The sequence below is a fragment of the Flavobacterium sp. UBA7682 genome, from assembly GCF_002482945.1.
Classification (GTDB): domain Bacteria; phylum Bacteroidota; class Bacteroidia; order Flavobacteriales; family Flavobacteriaceae; genus Flavobacterium.
On the sequence record NZ_DLGY01000049.1, the window covers coordinates 28,301 to 50,265 of the forward strand.

At 34.8% G+C, this 21,965-nt stretch carries 25 protein-coding genes and 7 tRNA genes; 9 read left to right on the top strand and 23 right to left on the bottom strand.

The window, feature by feature from the left end; translation table 11 throughout:
- Nucleotides 1-644: 644 nt before the first annotated feature.
- The 9 genes from B3C16_RS15170 (at nt 645) to B3C16_RS15210 (ending at nt 3,887) form a co-directional block, all read left to right on the top strand.
- Nucleotides 645-717, top strand: a tRNA-Arg gene (locus B3C16_RS15170).
- Between the two features lie 8 nt (nt 718-725).
- A tRNA-Arg gene (locus B3C16_RS15175) sits at nt 726-799 on the top strand.
- 8 nt (nt 800-807) lie between these two features.
- Nucleotides 808-879, top strand: a tRNA-Asn gene (locus B3C16_RS15180).
- Between the two features lie 25 nt (nt 880-904).
- Nucleotides 905-975: transfer RNA gene (locus B3C16_RS15185), tRNA-Asp, on the top strand.
- A gap of 5 nt (nt 976-980) precedes the next feature.
- Nucleotides 981-1,053: transfer RNA gene (locus B3C16_RS15190), tRNA-Pro, on the top strand.
- Nucleotides 1,054-1,068: 15 nt separating this feature from the next.
- Nucleotides 1,069-1,154 (top strand) — tRNA-Tyr (locus B3C16_RS15195).
- A 3-nt stretch (nt 1,155-1,157) separates the two neighbouring features.
- A tRNA-Gln gene (locus B3C16_RS15200) sits at nt 1,158-1,229 on the top strand.
- A gap of 147 nt (nt 1,230-1,376) precedes the next feature.
- Entirely contained in the window at nt 1,377-2,162 is a 786-nt protein-coding gene (locus tag B3C16_RS15205; RefSeq protein WP_291133069.1) for a hypothetical protein, read from the top strand.
- A 627-nt stretch (nt 2,163-2,789) separates the two neighbouring features.
- Nucleotides 2,790-3,887 carry a slipin family protein gene (locus tag B3C16_RS15210; RefSeq protein ID WP_291133071.1) on the top strand — a complete coding sequence of 366 codons (1,098 nt, stop codon included), beginning with the start codon at nt 2,790-2,792 and terminating at the stop codon, nt 3,885-3,887.
- 195 nt (nt 3,888-4,082) lie between these two features.
- Here B3C16_RS15210 and B3C16_RS15215 read toward each other — a convergent pair whose 3' ends face one another.
- The 23 genes from B3C16_RS15215 to B3C16_RS15325 form a co-directional block, all read right to left on the bottom strand.
- On the bottom strand, nt 4,083-4,400 hold the full coding sequence (locus B3C16_RS15215; RefSeq protein WP_291133073.1) for a hypothetical protein: 318 nt from the start codon (nt 4,398-4,400) through the stop codon (nt 4,083-4,085).
- Nucleotides 4,401-4,415: 15 nt separating this feature from the next.
- The gene (locus B3C16_RS15220; protein ID WP_291133074.1) at nt 4,416-4,775 is read right to left on the bottom strand and encodes a hypothetical protein; all 360 of its coding nucleotides are present in this window, start codon (nt 4,773-4,775) and stop codon (nt 4,416-4,418) included.
- A 14-nt stretch (nt 4,776-4,789) separates the two neighbouring features.
- A complete protein-coding gene (locus B3C16_RS15225; RefSeq protein ID WP_291133076.1) occupies nt 4,790-5,029 on the bottom strand; it encodes a YtxH domain-containing protein in 240 nt (79 codons plus the stop codon).
- 27 nt (nt 5,030-5,056) lie between these two features.
- Nucleotides 5,057-5,209 carry a lmo0937 family membrane protein gene (locus B3C16_RS15230; protein WP_121313880.1) on the bottom strand — a complete coding sequence of 51 codons (153 nt, stop codon included), beginning with the start codon at nt 5,207-5,209 and terminating at the stop codon, nt 5,057-5,059.
- Nucleotides 5,210-5,363: 154 nt separating this feature from the next.
- A complete protein-coding gene (locus B3C16_RS15235) occupies nt 5,364-5,732 on the bottom strand; it encodes a hypothetical protein (RefSeq protein ID WP_147406846.1) in 369 nt (122 codons plus the stop codon).
- A gap of 441 nt (nt 5,733-6,173) precedes the next feature.
- Nucleotides 6,174-6,947, bottom strand: a complete 774-nt coding sequence (locus B3C16_RS15240; RefSeq protein ID WP_291133080.1) for an MlaD family protein — start codon at nt 6,945-6,947, stop codon at nt 6,174-6,176.
- Between the two features lie 17 nt (nt 6,948-6,964).
- Nucleotides 6,965-7,702, bottom strand: coding sequence for an ABC transporter ATP-binding protein (locus B3C16_RS15245; RefSeq protein WP_291133082.1), 738 nt, complete (start codon nt 7,700-7,702; stop codon nt 6,965-6,967).
- Between the two features lie 2 nt (nt 7,703-7,704).
- Entirely contained in the window at nt 7,705-8,463 is a 759-nt protein-coding gene (locus tag B3C16_RS15250; protein ID WP_291133084.1) for an MlaE family ABC transporter permease, read from the bottom strand.
- 28 nt (nt 8,464-8,491) lie between these two features.
- The gene (locus tag B3C16_RS15255) at nt 8,492-8,641 is read right to left on the bottom strand and encodes a hypothetical protein (protein ID WP_291133086.1); all 150 of its coding nucleotides are present in this window, start codon (nt 8,639-8,641) and stop codon (nt 8,492-8,494) included.
- Between the two features lie 11 nt (nt 8,642-8,652).
- On the bottom strand, nt 8,653-10,974 hold the full coding sequence (locus B3C16_RS15260) for a glycosyltransferase (protein WP_291133087.1): 2,322 nt from the start codon (nt 10,972-10,974) through the stop codon (nt 8,653-8,655).
- On the bottom strand, nt 10,964-12,007 hold the full coding sequence (locus B3C16_RS15265) for a pesticidal protein Cry7Aa (protein WP_291133089.1): 1,044 nt from the start codon (nt 12,005-12,007) through the stop codon (nt 10,964-10,966). Before B3C16_RS15265 ends, B3C16_RS15260 begins: the two co-directional genes overlap by 11 nt.
- 18 nt (nt 12,008-12,025) lie before the next feature.
- The gene (locus B3C16_RS15270) at nt 12,026-12,346 is read right to left on the bottom strand and encodes a hypothetical protein (protein WP_121313873.1); all 321 of its coding nucleotides are present in this window, start codon (nt 12,344-12,346) and stop codon (nt 12,026-12,028) included.
- A 226-nt stretch (nt 12,347-12,572) separates the two neighbouring features.
- Nucleotides 12,573-14,027, bottom strand: coding sequence for an OmpA family protein (locus B3C16_RS15275; protein WP_291133092.1), 1,455 nt, complete (start codon nt 14,025-14,027; stop codon nt 12,573-12,575).
- A 250-nt stretch (nt 14,028-14,277) separates the two neighbouring features.
- Complete coding sequence (locus tag B3C16_RS15280; RefSeq protein WP_121313871.1) at nt 14,278-14,598, bottom strand: hypothetical protein; 321 nt, start codon at nt 14,596-14,598, stop codon at nt 14,278-14,280.
- Complete coding sequence (locus B3C16_RS15285; RefSeq protein WP_233549790.1) at nt 14,598-15,008, bottom strand: hypothetical protein; 411 nt, start codon at nt 15,006-15,008, stop codon at nt 14,598-14,600. The genes B3C16_RS15280 and B3C16_RS15285 overlap by 1 nt, the downstream gene beginning before the upstream one ends.
- A 114-nt stretch (nt 15,009-15,122) precedes the next feature.
- Complete coding sequence (locus B3C16_RS15290) at nt 15,123-15,557, bottom strand: response regulator (protein ID WP_291133094.1); 435 nt, start codon at nt 15,555-15,557, stop codon at nt 15,123-15,125.
- A 3-nt stretch (nt 15,558-15,560) separates the two neighbouring features.
- Nucleotides 15,561-18,053 carry a PAS domain S-box protein gene (locus B3C16_RS15295; RefSeq protein ID WP_291133096.1) on the bottom strand — a complete coding sequence of 831 codons (2,493 nt, stop codon included), beginning with the start codon at nt 18,051-18,053 and terminating at the stop codon, nt 15,561-15,563.
- 17 nt (nt 18,054-18,070) lie between these two features.
- Nucleotides 18,071-18,616, bottom strand: a complete 546-nt coding sequence (locus B3C16_RS15300; RefSeq protein ID WP_291133109.1) for a helix-turn-helix domain-containing protein — start codon at nt 18,614-18,616, stop codon at nt 18,071-18,073.
- A gap of 103 nt (nt 18,617-18,719) precedes the next feature.
- On the bottom strand, nt 18,720-19,280 hold the full coding sequence (locus B3C16_RS15305; RefSeq protein ID WP_291133098.1) for a helix-turn-helix domain-containing protein: 561 nt from the start codon (nt 19,278-19,280) through the stop codon (nt 18,720-18,722).
- Nucleotides 19,281-19,382: 102 nt separating this feature from the next.
- Nucleotides 19,383-19,724, bottom strand: coding sequence for a cupin domain-containing protein (locus tag B3C16_RS15310; RefSeq protein WP_121313866.1), 342 nt, complete (start codon nt 19,722-19,724; stop codon nt 19,383-19,385).
- A gap of 162 nt (nt 19,725-19,886) precedes the next feature.
- Entirely contained in the window at nt 19,887-20,081 is a 195-nt protein-coding gene (locus B3C16_RS15315; RefSeq protein WP_121313865.1) for a hypothetical protein, read from the bottom strand.
- Nucleotides 20,082-20,290: 209 nt separating this feature from the next.
- Nucleotides 20,291-20,683: a hypothetical protein gene (locus B3C16_RS15320; protein WP_121313864.1), complete on the bottom strand. Its 393-nt coding sequence runs from the start codon at nt 20,681-20,683 to the stop codon at nt 20,291-20,293.
- Nucleotides 20,684-20,808: 125 nt separating this feature from the next.
- Entirely contained in the window at nt 20,809-21,864 is a 1,056-nt protein-coding gene (locus B3C16_RS15325; RefSeq protein WP_121313863.1) for a proline iminopeptidase-family hydrolase, read from the bottom strand.
- Between the last annotated feature and the right edge of the window lie 101 nt (nt 21,865-21,965).

Consider the following 21,965-nt stretch of genomic DNA (forward strand, 5'->3'; position numbering starts at 1 on the left):
TATTTTGATTTGAAAAGCAATAAATAGTTAATTCAAATTTGTCAATATAGTAAAAGCGTCCTTCGAAAAGGGCGCTTTTTTTGTGTCAAAAATTGGTGATTTAGAAATAATCAGGCTCTTCGACTGTGTTCAAAGTGCCATAAATGTAAAAAATTAAAAAAAAGTTTTAGAAAATGTTTAATGCGTAAACCAAATATTGAAATATAGCCTTGAAAAGTAATCCAATGAGAGACAGTCAATTGGTAATTTTAACTCACTGCCTACTATGGCGGACAAGGATATCTATGGATTTTAATAACAGTTAAATATTTGATAATCAATAAAATAAATGTAAAAAATATTTGGTAGTTAATTTTTTTTGACATTATCTTTGCCTCAGAAAATAAGACATCAGATTGCAGACTGCAGAAAGCAGAAATAACAAATTGAATTATGAAAACAATAGTTTTACGATATAGCGAGACACTAAGAAATAATAGTATTATGAATATAGCATTTACAAATAACAAACAACAAGCATACCCGAATGCGGATTTTGGGTATAAGAAAATACAGGTGCATAAGAAGGTCATAGGATAATAGTATCTTATGTCATGATATGAAGCACCTTTAACGAGGTGCTTTTTTTATGTCTAATAGTTTTTGGTTTTGTAGCTCAAATGGAAGAGCAACTGTCTACGAAGCAGTAGGTTGAAGGTTCGATTCCTTCCAAGGCCACAAACAATGGTTCCATAGCTCAGTTGGATAGATCAACTGTTTTCTAAGCAGTGGGTCGAAGGTTCGAATCCTTCTGGGATCACAATAAATGATTTTGTAGCTCAACGGTAGAGCGGTGGGTTGTTAACCCAATGGTTGTAGGTTCAAATCCTGCCAGAATCGCACAAAGTTCTTTAGAAAGGAACAAGGCTCATTGGGGTAGTGGTAACCTCTTCGACTGTCTCTCGAGAGATGCGGGTTCGATTCCCGCATGAGCCGCAAAACTGGGAAGATAACGATTGGTTGTTTACCCGCCTTGGACGCGGGAGGTTGTAGGTTCGAGTCCTGCTTCCCAGACATTTGAAACTAAATGGAAACACGCCAAAGTGAGAGAGTTGGGCTTGTCTGTAAAACAAGTGTTTAAAACTGAGTAAGTGCAAATCTTACTGTTTCCACCATAGAGATTTGTGATGTAATGGCTAGCATACAAGATTTTGACTCTTGTTGTTCAGGTTCGAACCCTGGCAAATCGACAAGAGGAATAGTGAATGTTTTTAGAATTGAAGATTAGGAGTAAAGCGAACTAAAGTTCGCATACCTGAAGCCCACGGGGCTTCCTCCTCTTAATCTCAAACGTTCAACTCGATAAAAAAAGAAGTTTAATTTAAAAATGAAATGTTATGACAACTTACAACAGAATAGCTTTGGTCGGTATTGAATGGGAAGAATACCAAGTCATTAAATCAAGCTATGCAGGTCTTATTATTTGGCATCAGTCCATTCCTAAAATTGTGGTTAAGAATGGGGTACTGTATATGGAAAAACAGACAGGTGTAGGAATGCTGCCTGTTGACAAAGTTGTGTATTACGGCATTTATGATAATGATTTTGATTTTATTACCGGATTGGCCATTTGGGGTGGTCCTTGTTTTCCTAATGCCACCGCTATGCTGGATTGTCGACTAAAAATACCTTGTTTGATCAAAGCGATGAACTTTACAAGGTTTAGTCAGCCAAGAGGATTTGTTGCTGCAGGTGCTGAGGTTGAAGTGTCTGAAGATACCGTTGCCAAATGGGGCAATTGGCATTGTGGAGAGAATAAGCATCGGTTTTTAGGACATTGGGAAAGCGATTATGCCGCTACTATAGAACCTTTTTTTGAAGGAGAAGCAGTTCGTATTATGGTAGTTGGTGATAAAGTTTGGCAGATAAAATTAGAAGGCGAAACATGGTTAAAATCAATCCATCCGGAGACAGCCTGTTTTATGAAAATAGACCCGGAATTGTTAGATGATACTATGCATATAAAAAGAGCATTAAGTATGGATATGATTGGAAATGATTATGTCGTATCTGATTATGGTACTAAATATTTGTTAGAAGTAAATCACATTCCTAATATCACACGATTTGAAGAAGTCAGAAAAGCTTATTTAGAAACGGTGATGCAATGGATTGCCGATTAAAATGATACTAAACAAGTCCTGTTGGGTGTTTCTGTATAGCACTAATGTGGTAAAAGTTACTGAGAAGTATGATGTTTTACTATGCAACTTGATTTGGAGGTTTTGGTAGTTTTCCAAAAAACTATCTCACACTATGTGTCGTGGGTTCGACTCCCACTCCCAATAAATTGGGATATCTCAGTTGGTTAGAGTAATAGTTCAAGCGAAGGTTCGAGTCCTTCACGCAGCTCAAAATTGCGTTAACTCAGTTGGTAGAGTACTACACTTTTAATGTAGATGTCAGAGAACATCAACTCTTTAAAATTTGATGACCAGAAAGAAGACGATTTGGTCTTTGTCAGTGAAAATGAATCAGTGTTCAAATTTAACACTCATGACATGGCCTGAAGGCAGAGTCGGTTATTTGAAATTTTGGTTGGCTTTTGTATTTGATTACCCTTAAAATCGACCTACTGATTTAGAGGACTAAAAAATAGTATATCACCTTTCCAAAGGATTGGGTAACGCTTTATTTTCCGTCATTGTTGGAGGATGAAGGCCAATAGTTTTCTTATTTAGAAAAGTAGGTTACAGAAGGGCTTTTATGGACTCGCTGTAATAAATAATAATGAATTAAAAATGAATAGTATGTTGAAGAGAATTAGAATCAATACCTATCAAGTGGGTTTGGTATTTGAAAGAGACAAATTGGTCTCTGTATTAAAAGAAGGAGTTTATTGGTTGTTTGGTAATAAGAATGTATTGATTTACAATACTAACCAAGCTTTCTATGCACCGGTAGAATTGAACATCTTGTTGGAAAACAAAGATTTTGCCGAGAGGATTGAAGTTGTTGAAGTGGCGGATAACGAAATGGTTTTGCAATTCGTAAATGCCAATTTTAAAGAAGTGTTGACCGCTGGTAGGTATGCTTTTTGGAAAGGTGTTAACTTGAATACTTTTACCAAAGTTGATTTGTCTAAAGTATATATCACCGAGCAAATTCCAATGGTATTGTTGGAAAATATCAAGTTGAGAGCTACTGTAAGACGTTTTACTGTCTTGAACTTTGAAAAAGGTTTGTTGTATGTAAACGGTTTGTTTGTTAAAGAATTGACTGCTGGTACTTATTACTTTTGGAATAATGCCATTTCAGTAGATGTAAAGAACGTTGATATCAGACAGCAACAAATGGAGATCTCCGGTCAGGAATTGTTGACTAAAGACAAAGCTGCATTGCGTATCAATTTCTTTGTGAAATACCAAGTAGTTGATGTAATGAAAGCTTTGGTAGACAACAAAGATTTTGAAAAACAATTGTATGTTACCATGCAGTTGGCATTGAGAGCCTTTGTAGGTGCTTTTACTTTGGATGAATTGTTGGTAAAAAAAGATGCTATGGCAACCAGTATCTTAGAAGAATCTGAAACCAAGATTAAAGATTTGGGTTTGAGTGTTTCTGATGCCGGTATAAGAGATATCATCTTGCCTGGTGATATGAAAGAAATCATGAATCAGGTTTTGGTGGCTGAAAAGAAAGCGCAAGCCAACAGTATCATGAGACGTGAAGAAACTGCGACAGTAAGAAGCATGTTGAACACGGCGAAATTGATGGAAGAAAATGAAATGTTGTGGAAATTGAAAGAGATGGAATATGTTGAAAAAATCGCAGATAGAATTGGAGAAATTACCATTTCCGGTAGCGGTAACATCATCGGTCAATTGAAAGAGATTTTCGTTAAATAAAAAAACTCCTCAGCAATGTGGAGTTTTGTTATTTATGGTGAGGAGAAATGACAAATAGGTTACTACAATTAATTACACCTCTAACCAGCAAATAGGACAGTAAGAACAAAATACTGTAAGCAAGTCTTATCGGATTTTGTTTCTCTCTTTTTGAATTGAGTTTGATAGTATGGGGTAACCTTTTCATGGTGTAATTTATTTGACAAATCGTTGCAGGATATTGCCGAGTATTGTTTTTATAGGGTTTTGGAAATGACTTAAAACACTATTTCGGGCTAAAAATTGTGAGGTCATATTGACCACTGTATTTACTAAATCAGATTTAAAGTCAGTTGATAAACCGGATGAATTCTCCTCATTTGGAAACAAAAATGACTTTAGAAGCGTTAACGGATTTAAGGATTGGGTAAAACTATGAACCTGTGATCTGAGTTCGAGCAATTCTAAATCTTGTTTCTTTTGCAGGTGCTCAATATGTTCCATCAAAAGCTGTTCTTGTGTAATTGTTTTCATGTTGGTTTTTAAGGGTTAAGGCAACCTATTGTTGGTTTGTAACATGCTCTTGATTACCATATTGCTTATGGGAGTTCTAATCCAAGTTTTTCTAAAGACTAAAATAATGACCCAAAGAAGGAGATAACCTAAACCAACTATAAAAAAACCGTAATAATTTTTGTCAAGAACATCGCCTAACCAAAGGGCGATGCCAATAGAAAAAAATAAGGAAACCAAAGCAACAACCATAGTTAGGATAAATCTAACCGATAATGTAGAGGTGAGTGAGGCTATTTCATAAATGGCTTTATGTTTATAAAGTTCCAATGAAGTTTTGCCATACTGTTCTACGTTTTCAAATAGATTTTCTAAAGTTGTTGCCTTGTTTTCCATAAATTATATAATGCTTATTTTACCTGATGATCTGTTGCTAATTCTTTGGCTTTATCTACAGCGCCATCATATTTATTGGCAGCGTTGTTATACAAGTCCTCGAATTTGTTTTTAAGGTCATTGGAATAATCATTTCCTTTTTGTAGAATTCTTTTTCTGGTTTTAGTTCCTTTGTCAGGCGCTAATAAAATTCCGGCCAACGCACCAACGGCTACGCCACCTAAAACTCCTAATATTATTTTGGTTGTGCTCATAACGTTTGTTTTTAATTAGTTATAAATTTATAATCTTTTACCTTGAATCAATCTTAGAACGATAGCGATGACAGCGATGACTAACAGAATATGTATAATGTTTCCGGCACTATAGGCAAAGAATCCTATTGCCCATAAAATAAGTAGCACAACGGCTATTGTATAAAGTAAATTGCTCATAATCTTCTTGTTTTTTAGTTAATTTAATAATAGTATAAAGTTAAAACAGTTTCAAGTCAAACCTCTTACAGAATTTATTGTAAGAGTTGCATGATTCACACTTGTTAGACTGAACTTATTTATTTTTAAAGTTAAAGCTTTGTAGGTTAAAACATTATAGTTGTTCTAACAGGAAAAAGTCGGAAACAAAATCATTTTGCTGTTGGTGAGTCAAAGTGTCCGTGGGTTTGATCGCTATGTTGATATTGTAAAATCGATTGTCATTAGCAATCATATCAAAAAGTTGTGTAATTGCTTTTGATGTTCCGAACAACAATACTTCATTGTAGTACAAGATGTACTCGCTTATTTTTTTGAAGTAATAATTTTGCAGATGTGATTCTCCGAAATCAATATGATTTTCATTAGCTTCTTCTGATTGTTTATCCTCATAAGAATTTGTTGGTTTTTTTTCCAAAATAGCCACAGTTAGCTCAATTAAATTGGCTGACGATTGGTCGATGTAGATGCCCAGTTTTTTCATAATGGTAAATTTTAATAAAATAAAAATGTACTTTTTTGAGCATAACTTATTTGTGATTTTAAAAGCACTAATCATTTGGTGCTTATTTTTGTTATTATTTTTGGAAGCAAACAGTTCTTTTTTTTGAAGTAATTGATTTGAATATGAAAAGAGATTGTCACAGCAATAGCGGTGGAATTAACTTAAAAGAGTATCACTTTGCAAAAATTGATTCTTGAGGACAATATTATTGCGGATGATATTTTCAGTAACCACTAAAAAGAACAATCTCTTTTCAAAATTCAAGAACAAAAATTATATTCTACCTTTCAAAAGCATCAGTAGGTGTTATGCTTCGAAATTACCTAATCGTGTAGATTAATTACAGTACAAATTTCGAAATTCTGACTCCTATTTGTATTATATAATATTCTGATAATGTTTCATAATTTTCATTTTCGGCTACTTTTTATTTTCCAAAAGCTTTTTGGCTTCGAGCTCTTTTTTCTTCTTTGCCTCTGATTCCTTTTTCTTTTTCTCTTCCAATTCTTTAATTTTTTTCTCTTCGGCTTTTTTCTTTTTGTTGAAATAACCTTTCAACAGAAAATTGTGTTTGGCGGCTTCCATATTCTCATTTAATCCTTTGGTAGCATTTTGCATATTGACTAAAGTGGCATCGAGTGATTTACCCATTTTGTCATCGTTAACCAATTTAGACAACATGCTGTTTTCATTGTTCATTTTAGAAGTGAATTCAGCCAATTCATAGGTAATAACCTGGGCATTATCGACACTAATTTTGATGCCTTGCATGAGATCTTCCATTTCTACGGCTTTGGTAGAAGCAATAGTACCATTGTTTTTTACAATCATTTTAGATGATGACCCGGGTGAAATGGTCAGTACTTTGTCGCCCATTAATCCATCGGAACCAATGCTTGCCATAGCATCCGATTTGATGTATTGATGCACTTCTTCTTTTATCGCCACCAATACTACCACTGAAGTGTCGGAGACAAATTCAATCGCTTTTACGGAACCAACATTAATGCCCGAAAACCGAACATTGTTACCTACTTTTAATCCACTGACATTATTGAAGTGTGATTTTAATTCAAAGGTTTCACCAAATAAATTTTTGTTTTTGCCAATAAAATAAATGGCAATTATAAAAAGTAAAACACCTAATATGACAAACATGCCTAATTTTAATGTATATCCTGATTTCTTAGTCATAACTACTGTTTTTTAAATTATATAAAAAATGATCTTACCCATTCGTCTTTGCTTTTTTCTAATGCTGCATAAGTGCCCTCTGCATGAACGACACCTTCATTGAGAATCATAATCCGATTACCGGTTAATTTGGCGCAAGCCATATCATGAGTAATGATGATGGAGGTTGTTTTGTATTTCTTTTGAACAGAAACCATCAATTCACTGATTTCCCTTGCGGTGATAGTATCCAATCCCGAAGTAGGTTCGTCATACAAAATGATTTCCGGTTTGATGATTAAAGTTCGCGCCATCCCAATGCGTTTTCGCATACCGCCGGAAAGTTCCGAAGGCATTTTGTCAATCGCTTCCAGTAGACCCACATTGTCCAATGCTTCAGATATTCGGGTTTCAATTTCTTCTTTGGAGATGGATTTTTCGTGATGCTTTAACGTAAACGTTAGGTTTTGTTTGACTGACATCGAGTCGTATAAAGCACCATTCTGAAACATAAAACCTATACGAGTTCTGATTTGATTCAATTCGTTGCCGTTTAGTGTGGTAATATCGGTACCAAAGACTTTTATTGCGCCTTGGTCCGCTTTTTCTAATCCGACCACACATTTAATGGTTACTGATTTTCCTGTACCCGAACGACCTAATATTACTACGTCTTCACTTTTGTTTACGGTAATATTAACGCCTTTGAGCACTTCGTTTTCACCAAAGGTTTTGTGTAAATCATTGATTTCTATAACTGCTGCGTTGCTTTCCATATTTAAAAGAATAAATCGGTTATTTGTACGGCCAACATATCAATAATGAAAATAGAAAGAGATGCTGTTACTACGGCCGAATTGGCTGCGACACCAACACTGGCTGTTCCGCTCGAAGCATTAAACCCTTTATAACAACCAATTAATCCGATAAAGAAACCGAAGAAGAAAGTTTTAATCGTTGCGGGCACTACATCTAAGAATTCTAAATGTTCAAAAACACCACCGAAATAACGGTACATACTCATGTTACCATGAACGTTGTAGCCAATATAACCACCAAATATTCCAACAAAATCGGCAAAAAATACCAATATGGGAATCATTAAGGTGGTGGCTAAAATTCGGGTAACCACTAAATATTTATATGGATTAATGGCCGAAACTTCCATGGCATCTATTTGTTCGGTTACTTTCATCGAACCTAATTCGGCACCAATTCCCGAAGCAATTTTTCCGGCACAGATTAAGGCGGTAATTACCGGTGCAATTTCTCTAATCAGCGATAGCGAAACCATACTGGGCAACCAGGACTCGGCGCCAAACTTTGCCATTGTCGGACGCGATTGTATGGTGAGAACTAAGCCCATGATAAACCCAGTGATGGTGACTAGGGGCAATGATTTATAGCCCACAACATAACATTGTCGGATAAATTCATTGATTTGAAACGGCGGTTTGAATACTTCCTTAAAAAACCTTAGGGTAAATAAGGTAATGTTACCGGTATCTTCCAATGTATTTTTGAGACCTTTAATCATAAATTTTAAAATCTGGTTTAATTAGATATTATAATGAATCGTTATCGCCAAACTCATTGAATTTTTTTTTGATGTTTTGCTTGGAGTAAGGCGATTTATTACTGGTATCAGCTATGGTTGAATTTTTGTTCACAGCCGGTTTTTTGGGTGCCGGTTTTTGCTTTTTAAGAAATGTCATCGGTTTAAATTTTAAAGTGAAACATATTGAGATGGTCTATTGGTTTTTGGTAATCTGTTTTGGGATACTTTAGCAGTTGTTGTTTCCCTTTTACTTTGAACGCCAAAATATTTTTCAATAGTTAATCTGGCCATCAAATAACTCACGGTAGATTCAGCTCCTTGGTTGAGGTTGATATAATCTTCTTCCAAGCCGTCATAACAACCGCCGGTGCAAGGATTATACATGATTTGGTTTAAATGATTTTTGCCTAAAAACCAATTGAACGCAATTTTCATTTTCAGCAAATACTCTTCATCGTGGAAAGCATCGTAGAATTTGCTCAATGCCATAATGGTGTAAGCCACATCAATAGGTTGTTCACCACCGATTTTTTCTTCCCGAGTTTCCTCATTGTTATTCATCCAACCTTTATTGGAAATGACTTTAATACTGTTTTCGGTAAAAATTTTATTCAATAAAAAGTCAAACGAAATAATCGCTATTTCTTTGTAAATGGTTGTGCCCAATGTTAAATAAGCACACAACATGGCTTCAGACAAAATGCTGTTTCCATAAGTTAAATAGCTTTCATACCATTGCCATTTTTCTTTAGATTCATGCTTGTACATTTGTACCAACTTATCTGCCAAATGTTTAATCAAGAATAAGTTAGAGGCTTTGTTGTTTTTGCTATTACTATAATATATTCCTTTTATAATAAACGCCATCGCTCTGGGTGAATGAATATTTAAAACATTAGACAAAGACAATTTCATCACGTTTCTGGCATCTTCAATCAATTCTTCGGGCATTATATCGCTGAAGGAAATCAAATAGCCCAAAGCCCAAATGGCTCTTCCGTTAGAATCAGCCAAATTGGTTTCACTATTTTGTTTGGTGAATTTTTTATGTTTGTCTACATAGTTTAAAAAGTAATTTTCGTCTTGCAGACATTCTTTGATAAAATTGAAATAGAGGTTTATGTATTCTAAATCAGATTCTTCTTTTGTAATCTCATAATGTTGGCACATGGCCACTAAAGCTCTTGCATTGTCATCTAAAGTGTAACCCGATTCAATGTCAGGTTGATTAATGTTAGAGAACTGAATCATCGCAAAATCGGTAGTTAATTTTTTGACATGATTAAGATTGATTTTTGGTATTTTAAACTCCAAAGGCAATTTGTTTTGTGATTGGTTTTCAAAGAGCAAAGCATGAGCAATGGCTGAGTTTTCCCAAACGGTTGGCGCTATTCTATGGATTCCGTTGGCCGAAATTCTGGAACACAATTCATTATTTTCTATTAGGTTAATGACATTTCGAGCCAATTGTTTTGGATTTTCAAAATCGACTATGATACCGGTTTCATCTTGCAAAACTTCATTGGCATGCGGAAATGGTGTAGAAATGATTGGGCAGCCACAACTCAAAGCATACGCGAAAGTACCGCTAACGGCTTGATTTCGGTCTTTGGAAGTGAAAAGATAGATGTCGGTCAGCTGTAAATATTCCAGTAAATCTTTAAGCGATAAATATTGGTTGATGAATTTGACGTTGTGTTGCAAATGCATTTCTTCAATTTTCTCTTGTAGTCTATTGCGGTAGTTTTCTCCTTCTTCTTTAACCACATTGGGATGTGTTTTTCCAATAACCAAAAAAAGCACTTCAGGATAACGTTTTACGATAAGGCGTAAGGCACTAATACTGGTTTCTATGCATTTTCCGGAGCTGAGTAAACCAAAAGTAGACAATACTTTTCTGCCACTTAAATGGTGTTTTTCTTTTAAAGTTTCTTTGTCTAAATGCTCCACTAAATGTGTTCCGTGTGGAATAACTTCTATTGAAGTATTTTCTATGCCATAATCCTCTACAAGAATTTTGGCGGAGGTTTTAGTCATCACTATGATTGATTTTACTATCGCTTCTATATTTTTTACCAATTGTTTTAAATTTTCGTTTGGTTTTGGCAAAACGGTGTGAAAAGCAATTATTACAGGTTTGTTGAGTTGTTTTAAGAATTGTAGAAAATGGTCTTCATGGTTTCTGAATAACCCAAACTCATGCTGTACCAAAACCATATGAATCATTTCGTTTTCATTAATTTGTTGGGCAGTTTCGGTATAAGATGTTGCATTGTCTGTTTCTAAAATGTATTTGACTTCCTTAGGATATAGCAGCTCTTCATTTTTGTATTCTAATGCACAAATATTTATTTCGAATGATTTTCCGAATTTGTTTTTTAAGGCACCAACCAAATCTTGAGAATAAGTCGCAATCCCACATTCGCGCGGCGGATAGGAGGTAACACATAGGATTCCCGGTAGATTGGTATTGAGGCTTTTATTTTTCATTGGGAATACTGTTTAAGATTAATTCTTTTAATAGTTCGGATAAGCTCATGGAGGCACAAGCTATTCTTTTATCAGCAGCGCCGTAATAGACGTATAAAGTATCATTTTCTGTAACTGCACCACTTGGAAAACATACATTGTTTACTTCTCCTTTTAGTTCCCATTCGTGTTCAGGTTTGAATAAGGGATAGGGCAGTCGGGCAATTTCTTTTTGCGGATTGCCCAAGTCTAAGAGAGCAGCACAAGCGCAATATACATAGCCTTTAACCGTGTCATAAACACTGTGGTAAATGATCAACCAACCTTGTTCGGTTTCAATAGGAGGACAACCTCCGCCGAGATAGCTGATTTCATGTTTGTGTTTGGAGGTCATAACCACATTATCATTAAATTGGAGAAAGTAGTTTTGCCAAAACTCGGCAGTAAGATCTTCTAATTCATCGACGACTACAATTTGAATGTCCGGTTTGATACGGTGCAAAAAATGTAATTTCCCATTGATTCTTCTTGGGAATGGAATCACATTTTTGTCCCAAACAAATACCGGTTTTCCTTTTTTTTCTTTAATACTTTCGTGTTCGTTATAGCGATGGTATTTTTCATTGATTTTGCCCTTGGTTTGTGCCAATCGATAAAATTCTTTAAATGCAATTTGCGGCGCAATTAGCCCTTTCTTTTCCCAACTAATTAAATCGGTTGAAGTGGCAAGCGCCGCTAATGCATTTACGCCATCATAGGCTGTATAGGTTAGATAAAACAACTCGTCAATTTTAACGATACGAGGATCTTCAACACCATGGCTTTCATACTCACATTGCGGAAACAGTATAGGAACATCTGAGCGCTCTTCGACTATCATATGGTTTTTTAGTTTGCAATAGCCGATGGAAGAATAATTCCCTTTGGCTACGGCTCTGTAAAACATATGAATATAGTCTCCCGAACGGATAATCGCCGGGTTGAGTACGCCTTCTATCTCAAAACCTAATTCGGTTTTTTCAAGTACAATGCCTTCTTTGATGATGTTTACCATGGTAGAAAATAGTGGATGTTATAGGATTAAAATCAGTAATAATATGATAATGATAATAGCTCCAAGTGATAAATAAACGCCGTTATTACTAGCTTTTAATGTGGCTTTAATATCTTTAACTTCTTTGCGAAGCGCTTTTCTTTCGGCTCTGGAGAGATCAGATTTGTCCATATCTCTGATTTCTTTTATTCGATTTACCATTGCGTCTACTTTCGCTTTTTCATCAACAGTGTTGGTGATTGGTGCTTTTTCATTCGGGTTGTTGTTAGCGAATGAAGGCACAACAGTAGCCATAGAAAGCAGTAATATTAGCACTTGGAATTTTGAAATTGTTTTCATGATAATGTGTTTTTAAGAATTAGTTAATTCCTTTTTCAAGTTTGGTTAGTAAAGGATTTTTTCATAATTATAAATTTCCTTTTTTTTGAGTAAAAGGCTGTTACACAAATCTGTCAATAAATTACATTATTCACACTTTCAATAATTTGGACTTCAATTCGGTGTATTTAAAAAAGGCTATCCGATTGGGACAGCCTTTAATTAATTGGGGTAAATAAGGTTTTATTTAGTACGAGGTTCTCAATTCAACTCTTCTGTTTTTTGAGCGACCTAAAGTTGTTTTATTGTCGGCAACAGGTTTGGTTTCACCATATCCGGTGGCAGTTACTCTACTATCAGCAATACCTTTTCCGATCAAATAAGTTCTAACTGAATTGGTACGTTTTTGTGACAATACTTGGTTGAATTCTTCTGAACCATTACTATCGGTATGACCATCTATGAAAAGAGTAGCTCCTTCATATTTGTTTAAGATTTTTGTCAATTCGTCTAATAAAGACAAGGAAGCTACTTTTAATTTATCACTACCATTTTCGAAGAAAATTTTGCTTCCGATATAAGTAATTCTAACAGCATCTTGTTTGGCAATTTCTGGACAACCTTTGTTTTCAATATTCCCTTTTGTATTTGGACAACGGTCATCAATATCAGCTACGCCATCACCATCGGTATCAGGACAACCTTTTAAACTTGCCGGTCCGGAAGCGTTTGGACAACGGTCAACGTCATTCATTACACCATCTTTATCATCATCCATTGGACAACCATTTGCATCCACTTTACTTCCAGCTGGGGAATTCGAACATTTATCATCTAAATCGGCTACACCATCGCCATCAGCATCAGGGCAACCTTTTTGGGCAACGGTTCCTTTGGTATCCGGACAACGATCGCTTAAATCAGTCACACCATCATTGTCTCTATCGGGACAACCATTCATCAATGCATTTCCGGCTACATCAGGACAAGCGTCTAAATAATCGGCAACACTATCTCCGTCTTTATCAAGCGGACAACCTTTTTTATCAACCGCTACACCGGCTGGCGTGTCAGGACATTTATCATTACTGTCTGAGACACCATCACCATCGGCATCTTTTTTCTCTCCAAAATTGAAAGTCAAACCAGCCATATGCATTAAGAAATCGTCTTTTTTACCCGAAACAGCTCCGTCTCTGCGGTCGTTATTGGTAAACATAAATGTTTCCTGAAGGTTAAGTGTAAGCACCGGAGATAATTTAAAGTTGATTCCACCACCAGCTACAGGAAAAGTTGTATCGATTTTTTCTTTGTGAAAATTCAATTGGCTGTCAAAAAGGATGACACCAATTCCACCAAATACATAAGGTCTAATGACATATTCCGGTCCAATTAAATTCAATCTTAAATTCATGGCTGCTGAACTGTAATCACTTTTAAAACCGGTAACACCGCTATCATAGCCTAATGTTCCGCGAGTATAAAGAAAGTTTAAATCCAAATACTTCCATAAGTATCTTGATACAGTCAAACCCGCAAACCCGTAAGCGGTTTTGTCTGTTTTGTACCAATCTCTGCCCAAATCGCCATGATATTGAATCATTCCGCCATGGAGACCGAAATTCCATTTTTTGTCTTCGGTTTGCGAATTTGAGGTAAGTGTAGATGCCAGGCATATACATAATAGTAGTAATTTTTTCATATTATAATTGTTTAATTATTTAGGTCAAAGGTCTAGAAGATAGTAAGGGAAAGAGTTATACAAAAATTATTATAGTTTGTGTTATTCACACATTTTTAGGACAAAAAAAGCCCTGCCGCAGTATGCGCAACAGGACCCCAATAAATGGTCTCACATTTATTAAACCAACCAAAACAATCTTAATCTGCGTTTCACAGGATGGTATTTTTGTAATGTTTAATGATAACGCAGTTCTTTTTTTCTTGTATTTTTATTTGGTAATTTCCAGTTTGCTGATAAAAGGAAAATTCTTTTCTAATTCTCTTATATGCTTTCTTAAATAGATGCGATGAACCGTTAACATTTCGACTAATTCGAAAGTGGTTGCATTACTAATCAACATCGGAATCACTATTAAAAGTTCTTTTTCGTGCCAATAGATTTTTCTTAATTCCTCCATTGATTTTTCACACAAGAGCACTTTTTCGTTATAACTATTGCTGTCGACCATGCCTTTTATTTGATAATTTAAACCCTTTGTTAAAAAATTTGTCGCTCTGTTCTTCATCTTCCTTTCGCTTTTAGTTTCCATTATTTATTCGCAAAAAATTCTTTGACGAAATTGTGTTTTTGTTGTGCAGTCATTTTATCCGTTTGTTTGACTTGGATATTAATGTTTTCAAAACGATTGTCAGATGAAATAGCGTTGAAGAGTTCTTCCTTAGCATCTGTTGGACCAAAAAGGACGACTTCTTTATATTTTTTGACTACAGCCATCAGTTTTTTGTAATACTTGGATTGTAATTGTTGCTCTTTGTTGTACAAGTGGTCTGTTCCTTTTAATAGGCTCTTGATTTTTTCCTGATGGGTAAAATCGGATTCAATGGTCTCAATTTCGAATGGATTGTTAGAATGTTCCATCAAATGAGCAATGGAATGATCCATCCAAATACCGATTTTGTTTCTTGTAGCTGCCATATTACCTCTGTATTGATTAGACATAATACCGCTAATGAGCCATATTATTAATACAAAGTTGCAAGGAATGAGTAGTATGTTTGTTATATTATTGTTAGCTTTTTTTTAATAATTCACACATTATCAATGGGGTATGGTTTACATTCGGTCCATATACCAACTGAGTTCTTTCTCCATTTTTTGGTATTTGAAAATCGTGGAGATTACTTTTTGCAAACGAACAAAAGCTGTTTCGCTTTTTACAACATAATCAAATGCTTTGTGATGCATACAACTTACTGCCACATCAATTCTATCTTGACTGGAAAGCATAATCACCGGAATTCCGCCATTGATTTCTTTGATTTTATCTAAGGTTTGCATCCCGTTGATTGCATTTTTTACCACACCGTCAAGATGATAGTCTAAGACAACGACATCGGGTTTTCTATTTAAATTTTCAATGCACAATTCGCCTGTTGGATAGGTTTCTATTTCAAAATCAGCATGCTCCAAGAATTGGATTTCCATTGATTTTAAGAATACGGCATCATCATCAACCAGAAAGAGTTTGATTTTATTTTCAATTTTCATAACTTATATTTTTATATTGAGCAATTCATTTTTTAATTCGATAAGCGATTGATTACAAACATTTTCAAGCTGTTCCACCAAATCATTCAATTCTATTGAAAGTTCTAATTTTTCAGCATACTCTTGAATTTTTTGGGCCAATTCCGTAAACTCCTGATTGATTCCCATGATGGCAAAAGACGGAATCATTTTATGAGCGGTTGCTTTTAATAATCCCCAATCTTTGTCCTTTAAGCTTTGTTTCATTAAAGAAACCAATGGTGGTGTTTGTTTGATATATGCATTAATCATTTCGGTCATTAATTTCGGGTTCGCCTTGGTAAGTTTGGTCAAATAACTCAAATCGACGTATTTGATAATTTGGGTTTGTTTATTCCCGACTGTATTGTTTTCGATTATGGCTATCGGTTTTTTGATAAAACTGATTAATTTGCTGTACAACAAGCGTTCGTCAACAGGTTTTGAGATATAATCATTCATTCCGACGGCTTTGCATTTGGCGACATCTACCGTTGTCACATCGGCAGTCAAAGCTATAATCGGAAGGGTTAATTTTAATTTTTTTCGGATGTATTCTGTAGCTTCAAAACCGTTCATTTCGGGCATTTGCAGATCCATCAAAATAATATCATAAGTATTTTTTTCCAGTTTATCAATGGCAATTTTGCCGTTAGCGGCAATTTCGCATTCAAAACCAAAGTCATCTAATACTGTTTTCATCAGGAGTTGGTTGAGCTCCATGTCTTCAACGACTAAGATTTTGGTGTCTTTTATTTCGGTATCAATTTCTGAAATTTCCGGTTCTAAAACATCTTCAATATTGGTCTTGTCAAAATAAAGGACAAAGCTAAAAGTAGAGCCTTTCCCAATAATACTTTCTACATCAATTGTTCCGTTTTGGGCTTGAACCAATTGTTTTACAATTGCCAATCCTAAGCCGGTACCGCCAAATATTCTCGAAGTTCCGCTGGTGGCTTGTTGGAAATTTTCAAAGATGGTTTCAGTTTTAATGTCATTGATGCCAATACCAGTATCGGTAACCGAAAATTGTATGGCGACATCGTCATCGGTTTCGGAAACCAATTTGGCGCTGACGGTGATTTTTCCAACGCTGGTAAACTTTACTGCGTTACTGACTAAATTTAATATAATTTGGTGCAAACGAACCGGATCACCCACTAAAACTTCGGGAATTGAAGCGTCGTAATGTGTTACTAATTTTAAGTTTTTTTCTTGGATTTTGGTTTCAAATAAATGCAGCATCGCTTTGATAGACAATTTCAGTTTGAATGGCGTTTTTTCAAAAGTCATTTTTCCGGCATCTACTTTGGCTAAATCTAAGATGTCGTTGATAAGTACAATGAGTGCATCGCCGCTCATTTTTATAGCGGTGAGATATTCCTTTTGCTTGGCAGTTAATTCTGTTTTGAGTACGACTTTGGTAAATCCTATAATTGCATTCATTGGTGTTCGAATTTCGTGGCTCATATTGGATAAGAATTGTTGCTTTGACTTGACTGCTTCATTGGCTATTATAGTAGCTGATTCTGCAAATATTTTGGCTTCGATTAATTCTTTTTCTGCCTTTTTTTGTTCGGTAATATCACGAGCTACGACTACGGCACCAATCACATTGTCGTTTTGGTCTTTGTATACTGAACCATTAAACAAGACAGGGACCAATTCTCCATCAGTAATTACTAAAGGATAATCGATTACGAATCCTTTTTTAAAAACTTCTTCGTATATTTTTTTGGCTTGCTTTGGCTCGGTAAAATAATTGAAAAAGTTAGAACCAATCAGTTTTTCTTTTGAAACGCCGGTTACCCGAACGGAAGCTTGATTGGTGTCAGTAATTTTGCCTTTTGGGCTAATGGTAAATAATGGATCTCGACTCGCTTCTATTAAACTTAAGGAATAATGTGATGCCAATTTTAAGGAGTAATTATAGGCTTCGAGCTCTTTGTTTTCAAAATCGCGTTTTTCTTTTTCTTCATTTTGAATGTTGAGTTCTTTATTCGTCTTAACTAATTCGGCAGCGCGTTTTTCTTTTTCTTGGTTCTGAAAAACCAGTTCTTTATTAGCAACGACTAATTTGGCAGTGGTTTTCTTTTGTTTTGTAATATTTATAAAAGAAATAAGAGCGCAATCATTGCCCTCGTATTTCATAGCTTGACTGGATGCTAAAAACCAAAATGGTTCTCCTTTTTTATTTTTCAAAATAATTTCAATGCTATTGATATCTTCCTCATTTTTCAACTGTAAGGTCATTTTTGCTCGAAATTCAGCATCAATAATGCCTAGTTCGGTAGAGGTTTTGCCCACAATTTCGTTTTTAGTATAGCCAAAGCATTTCAGAAATGATTTATTGATATATTGAAATTTAGAAGTTTTATTGTCAATAAAAACCATGCTGATTGGGCTATTTTCAAACAAATCAGAAAACAAATCGTTGTCTTTGCTGTTTTTATCTTCTGCTTTTTGGATTTGGCTCATGTGCTTTTATATTAAGATTAAATACCCAATTCTTCAATCGGGTTGCGTCTTTTGTCTTTTAATAGTTTGAAATGTGATGGTGATAATCCGGTTACTTTTTTGAATTGGGTTGATAAATGTGCTACACTGCTGTAATTCATTTTCCAAGCAATTTCGGTGATGTTGAGTTCATCGTAGATAATTAATTCCTTGATGCGTTCCACTTTGTGCAAAATCATGAATTGCTCAATGGTCATTCCTTGTACTTCGGAAAACAGGTTCGCTAAATAGGTGTAATTCTGATTCAGTTTATCACTCAAATATTCCGAAAAGGTAACTTTGATTGGTTCTTCGGAATGGTGAATCATTTCAATAATGACATTTTTTACTTTTTCAATAAGGATGGCTCTTTTGTCATCCATTAATTCTAATCCTGATTCAAATAAATTGACTTTTAATAAGTTTCTTGTCTCATCAGAGATATTTTCCATGATTTCAACCACGCCCAAATCAACGATAATGAAATGAAGCCCTAATTTTTTCAGTTCGTCTTTCACCATCATTTTGCAACGATTGCTGACCATATATTTAATGTAGAGTTTCAAAGTACGTTGTTTAAACAGTTGTTCAAAGATGTACTTTTAAAATAGAAATGAATTGTATAATGTTTGAAATAAATGACATAATTCACACATCGTCAAGCGGAGTCCGTTTTTTGTCTTTTAGGTTTTTAAAGAAGGTTGGTGTTAATCCGGTAACTTTTTTAAACTGAGTAGATAAATGGGAAACACTACTATAGTTCATGCGATAGGATATCTCGGTAAGATTGAGTTCATCGTAGAGCAGCAGTTCTTTTACTTTTTCGATTTTGTGTGCAATGATATAGTGTTCTATGGTAATTCCTTTTACTTCGGAGAATATATTAGCCAAATAGGTGTAATCGTAACCCATTATTTTGCTGATGTATTCGGAGTAATTTACTTTGGGTAGTTCTTCGTTGTAGTGAATCATTTCGGTGATGACAATTTTTATCTTTTCGATAAGCATCGCTTTTTTGTCATCCATCAATTCGAGCCCGGATTCTAATAGTGCCGCTTTTAATTTTTCGCGTTTTTCATTGGTGATGTCTTCCATGATTTCGACGACACCAAGCTCAACAGTTGTAAAGTGAAGTCTTAGATTTTTCAATTCCTCTTTGACTAACATTTTGCAACGCAAACTGACCATATATTTGATGTATAGCTTCATTTTCAGCGGTCAGTTTTTTAAAGTACTTTTCCTGTACTGGAACATTAACTGAGGTTATGCTTAATAAAAATGATGCTTTATGTGCTAAATAAAACTTATTCTCTAATCTTCATAACCGCTTTTAATAATGGTTGAGATCATTTTAAATTGTTCGTTGGCGTTAAAACTATGTCGGGCATGTGCCGGAATAATGATTCCTTCGCCCAAAGTAAGTCTGTGCATAAGGTCTTTTATCGTAATTTCTGCAGCACCGTCAATAATTTGTATATAATTATCATACGGTGATGTTTTTTCCTGAAGTTCTTCTCCTGCATCAAATGAAGATGCTGTAATGTTACCTGTAGTTTTTCGGATGATGGTTTTACTCACTACTGCATTTGGTATGTATTGAATGATTTCAACAATAATGTGTGATTTCGATTTTTCGAGTTCTATGATTTCCATGATTTTCGTATAAATATTTGTTAAATAAAAATTCCACAAAATGTTGTAATCATGAAATAATATACGTTAAAGGTAGTCTATTTAAAATGGGTAGCCTCAATTAATCAGACAAATGTTTTTTTTGTATTTACTTACCTAAGACCAATTATGTATTAACTTTCTTTAAGACTCGTCTTTTGTAGTTTTTACCAAACTTATACCGGAAACAAAAAAAATCAACCCCAATACGCCATAAATAATTAGCGATTTGATATCTCGTTCAGTTCCGCTGGCAGAAAGAAATGTTTGCGCAGCAAAAATAAGACTGGCGATTCCAAGTAAAGTGAGTATAGCTCCAAAAATTCGTTTAAGATTCATAATTAAACATTGTTAAATTTCTACCTGCAAATTTTGTTTAATTATAGACAATAACTATTGCATGAAAATATATTTAAATTGCATAATTCACAGATTGAAATAAAGTTTAATTATTTGAATTGCAGTATTTTATATCTTTTAAGTTTTTTTAATAAAAAAAACACCCGATAAATTACTGTCGGGCGTTTTGTATTATGAAAATTAAATACTTACTTCATTTTTCCATTGACTACGGCTATGCAAGCTCCCATAAAACCTGCTATAACAACTGAGGCTAAGGTGTCAATTGCAACTTGTTTTGCATCCATGCTAGCACTATACATATTTTGAAAGAAATTAAAATACAGTGCTACAAACAGTCCAACAATCGATGCTAGTTTGATTCCGGGAACACATTTGGTTACGCTTTCGCCTTGCGCCAAAATAAAAGACAACAAAAATCCGAAAGCCAAGCTGCCATATCCGATGAAAGCTAAATTTTCGGTTGCTCCTTCGGGAGCGGGAAAAAGGTCCTTTAGTAACATGCCATAAATGACCCAGCCTAAAAGAAAATTAACGATACCGCCAACGATACCTCCAACAATAAAGTTTTTTGTATTCATAATTAATAGTTATTGGTTAGTCCAATAAAATTATCAATATATGGAATAGGTACGGTTTTAGTAAATGCTTAATTATTAACTATTTAATAAGTTGAATTGTTAATAACGTTTTGATTTTTAAGGGTTTATTTCTTTTTAAAATGACCGCTGTCAACGTCTTTTAAAAACTGAATTACACCGGGAAAGTAATGTTTTTGATCGTCATATTGCGAGCAATGGCTACCGTTCGGACAATATAAGAATCGTCCGTTTTGGACTTCATTGGAAATCCATTCCATATGTTTTGGATCCATAGTATCATATTTTGCACCAATCGCTAAAGTCGGAACGGTTAATGTTTTCAATTTAGAAGTAATGTCCCAATCTTTTAAAGTGGCGTCTCCGGTGATGCCAAACTCACTTGGTCCTTGCATATAAACATACACATTCGGATTCAAATGTTTAAAAGCTCTGTTGATGGATTCCGGCCATTTGTCAATTGGCATTCTTAAGATATGTTCCGTATAGTAATACTTAAACAAAAGTTCGGTGTATTTCGGATTGGTGTAGTCTTTGTTTTTTTCAAATTCTTTGATTTGGGCAAATACTTTTGGATCTAATTTTGGTCCCAATACTTCTTCAGCATATTTATTATAGGCCGGAGCGCTTGCCATCATATTAGAAATGATTAGACCTTTTAAGTTTTTTTGATATTTCAAAGCATATTCCATCGCTAAGATTCCGCCCCAAGATTGCCCCAATAAATAGAAGTTGGTATTGTCCAGTTTCAAGGCTTTACGGACTTGTTCTACTTCTTCCACAAAGCGTTCGGTAGTCCAAAGTTGGTTATTGTTAGGCTGGTCGCTGTAGTATGAACCTAATTGGTCATAATAAATATATTCAATACTTTCTTGTGGAAAATAGCCGTCAAAACTTTCAAAAAACTCATGTGTTCCGCCCGGTCCGCCGTGTAATAAAAGCACTTTTATTTTTGGATTGTTACCCACTCTTTTAGTCCAAACATTGAATTTGCCAATAGGAGTAGAGATGGGAATCATTTTGATACCACCGGTAGCTTGGTCGTCTCTTTTGGAGAAATCGAGGTAATTATCCTTTATAGTATTCTCGGGTTTACTTTCTTTACAACCTGAAAATAAAAAAACAGTTAACAGTACGCTGAATAATATTTTTATTTTATTCATGTTTTAATATTGTTTTTTTGGTATTCCTGAATCTTCGATTTCATGGTTGAAAGAATTTATTCCGCTGCGCTCCATACAATTCGGCTTCGCCTTGGGTTAAG